Annotated in this window: 7 protein-coding genes; all 7 read left to right on the forward strand. The window is 58.1% G+C overall.

Annotated features, from left to right (window positions below):
- The coding region (gene tilS / locus Q7U71_04060; GenBank protein ID MDO9390930.1) for a tRNA lysidine(34) synthetase TilS at window positions 1-984 on the forward strand (984 nt) is incomplete at its 5' end.
- A gap of 155 nt (window positions 985-1,139) precedes the next feature.
- Window positions 1,140-1,673, forward strand: coding sequence for a hypoxanthine phosphoribosyltransferase (gene hpt / locus Q7U71_04065; GenBank protein MDO9390931.1), 534 nt, complete (start codon window positions 1,140-1,142; stop codon window positions 1,671-1,673).
- Window positions 1,673-3,625: an ATP-dependent zinc metalloprotease FtsH gene (gene ftsH, locus Q7U71_04070; GenBank protein MDO9390932.1), complete on the forward strand. Its 1,953-nt coding sequence runs from the start codon at window positions 1,673-1,675 to the stop codon at window positions 3,623-3,625. The genes hpt and ftsH overlap by 1 nt, the downstream gene beginning before the upstream one ends.
- Entirely contained in the window at window positions 3,606-4,196 is a 591-nt protein-coding gene (folE, locus tag Q7U71_04075; protein ID MDO9390933.1) for a GTP cyclohydrolase I FolE, read from the forward strand. The genes ftsH and folE overlap by 20 nt, the downstream gene beginning before the upstream one ends.
- Before the next feature lie 83 nt (window positions 4,197-4,279).
- Window positions 4,280-5,116: a dihydropteroate synthase gene (gene folP, locus Q7U71_04080; protein MDO9390934.1), complete on the forward strand. Its 837-nt coding sequence runs from the start codon at window positions 4,280-4,282 to the stop codon at window positions 5,114-5,116.
- Window positions 5,113-5,946, forward strand: a complete 834-nt coding sequence (gene cdaA, locus Q7U71_04085; GenBank protein MDO9390935.1) for a diadenylate cyclase CdaA — start codon at window positions 5,113-5,115, stop codon at window positions 5,944-5,946. The genes folP and cdaA overlap by 4 nt, the downstream gene beginning before the upstream one ends.
- 72 nt (window positions 5,947-6,018) lie before the next feature.
- A partial coding sequence (locus Q7U71_04090) for a DUF2723 domain-containing protein (protein MDO9390936.1) occupies window positions 6,019-6,956 on the forward strand: 938 nt, incomplete at its 3' end.

The raw sequence follows: 6,956 nt of genomic DNA on the forward strand, positions 1-6,956 counted from the left end.
GGGATCCCCTTGATCAACGGCCGGTATATCAGGCCTCTTTTGGGCTGCAGCCGGGAGAGGATTGAAACCTACCTTAAACAGCACAAACTGGCCGGGCGCAGGGATGCTTCCAACAGTTCCCCAAAGTTCTTCCGCAACCGGGTCCGCCACCAGTTGATGCCCCTGCTGGAAAATTATAATCCCCAAGTGAAGAAGGCTTTGTCCCAGCTGGCGGGGAATGTGGAGCACGATCTGGAGATCATAAATGAACAGGTTGAAAAGGCTTTTTGCTCGTGTACAAAATGCGATAAATCCAAAATAGCTATTGATTTATCAAAATTTAAGTTATATAATAAAGGGTTACAGCATAATATATTACGACACTGTTCGGAGCTGCTTTTAGGCAGGGGGGCGGTGCCGGATCTTTTGCATATCTCCACTGCCCTGGAACTGATTTACACGGGACGGACGGGGGCCAAGGTCAATTTGTCCGGCGATATCTGGATCGAGAAAACATACGGCCGGGCGGTGCTGACTGTAAGAAAAACACCACCGCTGAAGCGGGGTGCCGCTATTGCGGCAAAGGCAGAAAACAAAAATCAGATTCCGGGGCTTAAAGCCGGGGCGCTGAAGATACCGGGAACCACCAGGGCCGGAGCATATTCCATAAAAGCCCGGCTGGCCGAAAAGCGGGATGTCCGGAATATCAATAAATGCCCGCCGGATCTGGCCTGCTTCGACGCTGCCATAATGGACGGGGGTCCTCTGCAGATCGCGGGCAAAAAGGACGGGGACCGGATGATACTCTTCGGACAGAGGTCGGACAAGAAGATCAAGGACATTTTCATAGAGGCCAGGGTTCCCCAGGCCCAAAGGGCGGGCTGGCCGCTGATCCGCCGGGGAAAAACCGTGGTCTGGCTCTGCGGTATCAGGAGGTCTGATGCATACCCCGTCACGGTAAGAACCAAAAAGGTGCTATGCCTGGAGTTTCTAACCATAAAATAACGGAAACTATAAGGAATCCAGGAGGGCAGGAAAACTTTGGGTTTTATGTTTTCTAAAAATACCAAGGAGAACGGTGACAACAAAAAATCTATTGAAAGACGATAAATTCCGGGCTTCCTGGTTTCCTTATAAAAATTGCCAAGGTAGTGATAGTAGTGAATAAAGAACTGAAGACCAGCAGGGTGCTGATCTCCAAGGCCCGGATCCAATCCAAAGTGAAGCAGATGGCCCGGAAGATCTCATCCGACTATAAGGGAAAGGACCTGATCCTGGTGGGCGTGCTCCGGGGATCGTTCGTATTCATGGCCGACCTGGTGCGGGAGATCTCGATCCCGGTGGAGGTGGATTTCATAGCAGTGGCCAGCTACAAGGGCAGCACCAGGACATCCGGCGTAGTGCGGCTCAACCATGACCTCTCCACCGGCATCCGGGGACGGCATGTGCTTTTGCTGGAGGACATCGTGGACAGCGGACTGACCCTGTCCTATCTTTTAAAGAACTTAAGGACCCGGCGCCCCGCTTCCATCGAGGTCTGCACCCTGCTGGAAAAGAAGGACCGGCGGCGGATGCCGGTGCCGGTAAAATACAAGGGGTTTAACATACCCGATAAATTCGTGGTGGGTTACGGGCTGGATCACAATCAGCTCCATCGCAACCTGCCTTACATAAGCTGGATTGAGGAGGAATAATGGCGGAAGGGAATAAAGGCGGCAAGGGACTTAAGAGGCTCACCGGCCCCAAGGGTTTTAACGAAGGCATCCGGTCGGTGCTGATCTGGGTGATACTGGTGATGCTGGCCATATCGCTGTACAACCTGTTCTCCAAGCCCAGGGACCGGCAGATGGACATCATCTACAGCCAGTTCCGGGAGGAGCTAAACGCCGGGAACATCACCCAGGTGATCTTCACCGGGCGGGAGGTCAAGGGAGATTTCAAGTCCCCCAAGATGGAGGTCAAGGCCGGGGTCAGGCTGGAATACCCCAAGTTCAAGACCTTTCTGCCGATCGAGGACCCGAACCTGATAGCCGAGCTGGAGGCCCGGGGCGTCAGGATCAAGGCCCTGTCCACCGAGCCCAGCGGCCTGGTGGCCTTTCTGATGAACTACGGTTTTCTGATAGTGCTGGGCGTGCTGTGGTTCCTGTTCATGCGCCAGATGCAGGGCGGACAGAAGGGGGTGTTCTCCTTTGGCAAAAGCAAGGCCAAGCTTTCCCAGGACCGGATCAAGGTCACCTTCAGCGACGTGGCCGGGGCCGACGAGGCCAAGACCGACCTGAGGGAGATCATAGACTTCTTAAAAGAGCCGAAAAAATTCACCAAGCTGGGCGGCAAAATACCCAAGGGGGCCCTGCTTTTAGGCTCGCCGGGAACCGGCAAGACCCTGCTGGCCCGGGCGGTGGCGGGGGAGGCCGGGGTGCCGTTCTTCTCCATCTCCGGTTCCGATTTTGTGGAGATGTTTGTGGGAGTCGGTGCGGCCCGGGTGCGGGACCTGTTCGAGCAGGGCAAGCGCAGCGCCCCCTGCATCATCTTCATCGACGAGATAGACGCGGTGGGCCGCCACCGGGGAGCCGGGATGGGCGGGGGCCACGACGAGCGGGAGCAGACCCTGAACGCCCTGCTGGTGGAGATGGACGGTTTTGCCGGCAACGAGGGGGTGATTATTCTGGCGGCCACCAACCGCCCCGATGTGCTGGATCCGGCCCTGATGCGGCCGGGGCGTTTTGACCGGGTGATAGTGGTGGACCGGCCGGACGTGGTGGGCCGGGAGGGGATACTGAAGGTCCATACCAAGAACAAGCCTTTGGCTGCTGACGTGGACCTGAAGATACTGGCCCGGGGCACCCCGGGATTTTCCGGGGCCGACATCGCCAACATGGTCAACGAGGCCGCCCTGCTGGCGGCCCGCAAGAACCACGACAAGGTCTACATGCAGGACATGGAGGAGGCCAAGGACAAGGTGCTGATGGGGGCCGAGCGCAAGAGCATGGTGATCACCGACGACGAGAAGAAGATGACCGCCTACCACGAGGCCGGGCACACCTTGGTCAGCCGGCTGACCAAGGACACCGACCCCATCCACAAGGTGACCATCATCCCCCGGGGACGGGCCATGGGGGTCACCGTCTCCCTGCCCACCGACGAAAAGCACAACTACTCCCGGACCTGGTGCCTTAACCGGATGGCCATCATGCTGGGCGGCCGGGCGGCCGAGATGCTGATATTCAAGGACCTTTCCACCGGATCGGGCAACGACATCGAGCAGGCCACCCAGCTCTCCCGCAAAATGGTCTGCGAATGGGGCATGAGCTCCAAGCTGGGCCCGGTGACCTTCGGCAAGAAGGACGAGGAGATATTTTTGGGCCGGGACTTCGGCCACATCAAGAACTATTCCGAGCACACCTCAGAACTGATAGACTCCGAGATCCGGACCCTGGTGGACGGCGCCAACCAAAAGGCCTCCAAACTGCTCAAGGACAACCGGAACATCCTGGAGAACCTGGCCGCCGCCCTGCTGGAGAGGGAATGCCTGGACGGCGAGCAGGTGGAGCTGATCATCAAGGGCCAGACCCTGCCGGCCCGGGAGACAAAGACCAACGACAAGAACGGGGAAGAGAAGAAGCAGAATGGCAAAGCCCAAAGTTAAGATCAAGGCCCCCGACGGGCCGAAGATAGAACAGGCGGTCAAAGACCTGCTGCTGGCCATCGGCGAAGACCCCCGGCGGGAGGGCCTGCTGGACACGCCCTGCCGGGTGGCCCGGATGTACGAGGAGGTTCTGTCGGGCATGTCGGCCGATCCCATCGACGAGCTGAAGGTCTACACCGCCAAGAACGAGGACGAGATGATCCTGGTCAAGGACATCACCTTCCATTCGCTCTGCGAACACCACCTGCTGCCGTTCTTCGGCCGGGTCCACATCGCCTACATTCCTCGCAACAACAAGATCACCGGGTTCTCCAGTCTGGTGAAGGTGGTGGAGGTCATGTCCAAGAGGCTGCAGCTGCAGGAGCGGCTGGCCGCGGACATCGCCGATCTGCTGATGAAGAAACTGAAACCATTGGGCGTATTGGTCGTGGTGGAAGCGGAGCATCTGTGCCTGACCATGCGGGGGGTGAAGAAGCCAGGATCTTCAGTGGTCACCTCGGCCATCCGGGGCGGCATGAAGCGGGAGTCCACCAGGCTGGAGGCGCTGTCGCTGATCAAGGGGCGGGGATAAACTGCCCACTAAAAATCACGAAAAAACCTAAAACATAAAGCTTAAGGCTATAAGCTTTATGCTTGCAGATTGGCAGACAATAGATGATCTGGCAGTGCGGCAAATACAAACTTGACGTAAGTCACAAGCCCCTGGTGATGGGCATCCTCAACGTCACGCCGGATTCCTTCTCCGACGGCGGCAGATATCTTGATCCCAAGACCGCGGTGGAACAGGGTCTGCGGATGGCCGAAGAGGGCGCCGACATCATAGACATCGGCGGGGAGTCCACCCGGCCGGGGGCCCAAAAGATCTCTTTGGACGAGGAACTGCAGAGGGTGCTGCCGGTCATAGAACAACTGGCGGCGAAATTGAAACTGCCGGTCTCGATAGACACCTACAAATCCCGGGTGGCCAAAGCGGCGCTGGAGGCCGGGGCCTCCATAGTCAACGACATCTCCGGACTCAACTTTGATCCCGAAATGGCCCGCACCGTATCCGCCGCCAAGGCAGGCCTGGTGCTGATGCACATCAAAGGCACGCCGGAGAACATGCAGTCAGGCCCGAAGTATGATGATCTGCTGGCCGAGGTGGGGTCCTATCTTAAATCCTCAATAAAGACCGCGGCGGAAGCCGGGATAATGCTCGAAGCAATAGCCCTTGATCCGGGGATCGGTTTCGGCAAGACCGTGGAACACAACCTGAGCTTGATCAAGAACCTGGAATATTTCAAGGGATTCAATTGCCCTCTGGTGGTGGGCGTTTCCCGCAAATCATTCATCGGCAAACTTAACCATGACATTCCGGCTGATCAGCGCCAGCCCGGCAGCCTGGCGGCCGCCCTGCTGGCCGTTCAGAACGGGGCTTCGGTGATCCGCTGCCACGATGTAAAAGAAACAGTCCAGGCCCTTATCGTCTATCAAGCCGTAAAGAATATATGATCGAAAGATTTAATTTCACCTACCATTTGCCGGGGGCCCTGTCATTCCTGACGGTGCGGCCTTTGGACATCCTGGACATCCTGCTGGTATCCTACATCATCTTCCGGATATTCCACCTGATGAAGGGAACCCGGGCCATACAGATGCTGTTCGGGGTGATGGTGCTGGTGGTGATCGGGATAGCGGCCCAGCTGTACAGCCTGCCCGGCACCGGCTGGTTCATGGACTCATTGAAGTCCCTGTGGGTGGTGGCCTTCGTCATCCTGTTCCAGCCCGAGATCCGCAACGCCCTGACCCAGCTGGGGCGCAACCGCTTTCTGGGTATCTTCCTCAAGGGCGAGGCCAAGGCCATTGACGAAGTGGCCCGGGCCTGCAAGACCCTTTCCCAGCGCGGTTTCGGGGCCATCATCGTCTTCGAGAAGAACGACGGGCTTAAGAATTTCAGCGACACCGGCACCGAGATCGGGGCCAAGGTCTCCGAGCCCCTGCTGATGTCCCTGTTCGTCCCCGGGGGGCCCCTGCACGACGGGGCGGTGATCATCCGGGGCGACATGATCATCTCGGCCGGCTGTACCCTCCCGGTGTCCCAGGATCCGGAGATAACCGCCAGCTACGGGATGCGGCACCGGGCGGCCCACGGCCTGACCCTGGAGACCGATGCGGTGGCGGTGGTGGTGTCGGAGGAGAACCAGGCCATCTCGCTGTGCCGCTACGGCCGGCTGGTAAAATTAGCCGATGCCGCCGAGCTTAAAAAGGCGCTGACCCGGTCCCTGCATGCCAAGGTGGAGGCCGTTCCCGAGCAGCCGGCCCAGAGCTACCAGGGGACCTGACCGGAAAACTCAAAAATAAAACAGCAAAAATAAAATAATACGGACACAATTACAGCAAGGAGCATCAGTTAAATGCAAAAGGAAACCAAGATCAGGCTGCTAACCGGGCTGGGCGTGTTTTTGACGGCTTTCATCATATACGTCAAGACCATGGCCGCCACCACCTCGTTCTGGGACTGCGGGGAGTTCATCGCCATCTCCAACATCCTGGGCATCCCCCATCCCCCGGGATATCCCCTCTACGCGGTGATCGGACGGACCACCATCCTGATGTTCCAGTTCCTGCCGGAGATCGCGGCCCGGATCAACCTGCTCTCGCCGCTGTTCTCGGCCGCCACGGTGGCCTTCGTCTATCTTTTGACGGTCAAGCTGATCGTCTTGTGGCGGGGCGAGCCCAAGGACGATCTGGAACGGCTGATGCTTCATTTAAGCGGTGCGGTGGGCGCCATTTTTCTGGCTTTCGCCCCCACCTGGTGGGATAATTCTGTCGAAGCCGAGGTTTACGGTCTGGCCATGTTCACCCTGACCCTGACGGTCTGGCTGGCCATGCGCTGGCGGGACAACATGGGGCAGGTGGGCAACCGCAAGGTGATCCTGCTTTTGGCCTTTCTGTTTGGACTGGGCTGGGCCAGCCACATGGCCACCCTGCTGGCGGCCCTGCCGATCCTGATCTTCATCCTGCTGATAGACTGGAAGGCCCTGATGGACTGGAAGATCTGGCTGATCGGAGGCGTGCTGTTCTTTCTGGCCCTGACCATCAACGCCTATCTGCTGGTGCGGTCCAACCTCAATCCGGGGATCAACGAGTGCGCCCCCCGGGACTGGGAGTCCCTGATGTACGTGCTGCAGCGCAAGCAGTACGAGCCGTTCAATTTCTTCCAGCGTAAGGCCGACTTCATGTACCAGTTCAACCACATGTTCTTCCGCTATTTCAAGTGGCAGTTCAACGTGGTCTCCATGGCTTTGGGCATCTTCGGGGCCCTGATGCACCTGTGGGAGGGCGAGGACAA

The organism is bacterium, assembly GCA_030655055.1.
In the GTDB taxonomy this organism is placed as follows: domain Bacteria; phylum Edwardsbacteria; class AC1; order AC1; family EtOH8; genus UBA5202.

Excerpts from the sequence above, each read along its gene's own strand:
- ftsH (MDO9390932.1), top strand. The coding sequence starts at position 1,673 with ATGGCGGAAGGGAATAAAGGCGGCAAGGGACTTAAGAGGCTCACCGGC.
- folE (MDO9390933.1), top strand. The coding sequence starts at position 3,606 with ATGGCAAAGCCCAAAGTTAAGATCAAGGCCCCCGACGGGCCGAAGATA.
- folP (MDO9390934.1), top strand. The coding sequence starts at position 4,280 with ATGATCTGGCAGTGCGGCAAATACAAACTTGACGTAAGTCACAAGCCC.
- cdaA (MDO9390935.1), top strand. The coding sequence starts at position 5,113 with ATGATCGAAAGATTTAATTTCACCTACCATTTGCCGGGGGCCCTGTCA.